1 protein-coding gene and 1 pseudogene are annotated in these 1027 nt (G+C 57.1%); both read right to left on the bottom strand.

Annotated features, from left to right (window positions below; all coding sequences use genetic code 11):
* Nucleotides 1–201: transposase (locus EG244_RS21380; protein ID WP_267900311.1), on the bottom strand; the 201-nt coding region annotated here is incomplete at its 3' end.
* Between the two features lie 123 nt (nt 202–324).
* Nucleotides 325–651: pseudogene (locus EG244_RS21375) on the bottom strand (IS110 family transposase); the annotation flags it as partial.
* Nucleotides 652–1027: the final 376 nt, after the last annotated feature.

Raw genomic sequence — 1027 nt, 5'->3', positions numbered from 1 at the left:
GGCGATCATCCGGCGTCCCTTCAGGGCGCCGCTGTCGTGAGAGATCGGGGCAAGGCCGGCCATTGCAGCAGCCTGTGCAGCCGTCATCGAGCCGGGTTCGGACATTTCTGCGATCAGAAGACCGGAGCAAACAGGGCCAATGCCAGGCACCGATTGCAGAAGTCGGTCATCGTCGCGCAGGGTATCGGCATTGAGGATCATGATCCGGATCTGATCTTCAATGCCTTTGATCTGAGCATCCATTCTTTCGGGCAGATCCTGATCGCGTGCCATTATCTCCGCCGGACTGTCTTGCTTTCGTCGTGCCGAACTTTGTGCTCTCAGGCGCTTCCTCATCTCCACAAGCTGCGCTCGCTTTGTCGTATAAGCCCTCAATGTGACTATGGTTTCATCGGGTAATGTCCGACCGGCTTCCGGTCGAAACACCATGAAGGCCGCGATGAGTTCTGCATCAATACGATCCGTTTTGGCGCCTGTGCCGCGAGATCCTGCGAAGCATTTGATCTGAGCCGGAGATAGCTGGACGGCCGCTATATTTGCACCAACAAGGTGCTGCCAGAGCTGCCATTCCAGCCCTCCTGTCGCTTCAAACCCTCCTCGTAATGTCGGCCCGAGAGCCTTCAGCCTGACGATTAAGGCCTCGTGGGCGCTGCGGTATTGGGGATTCTGAACCTTTGGCTAACAGGGACAATGAAGCCACCAAGCCAATCGCGCGAGACGTCTATACCGACTACGACAGTCGCTGCGAACATATCACTCTCTCTTCCTTGTGGTGCGCGGTCCCGCGCAAAACGGGCCGCAATCAACTGTTCGAGACGGTGAAGAGAGGTGTGAGCCGCAGACTGGAAAGCGTGGTCCTGCCACGAGATGTTCAGCGCGGTCTCTCACCCCATACCTGCCCTTGGCCAAGGGCAGGTATGGGGGCATCCAGCAGAACTCAGACACACAAGGTGTTCAGTCCCGGCATCTGGTGGATCGGATTGAGGATGAGTCTTTCCGGCTCTGAAGTCCGGATTTTGCAGATGTA

The sequence above is a fragment of the Falsigemmobacter faecalis genome (assembly GCF_003863335.1).
GTDB classification, from domain to species: Bacteria; Pseudomonadota; Alphaproteobacteria; order Rhodobacterales; family Rhodobacteraceae; genus Wagnerdoeblera; species Wagnerdoeblera faecalis.
This window is presented reverse-complemented; position numbering and strand designations above follow the sequence as displayed.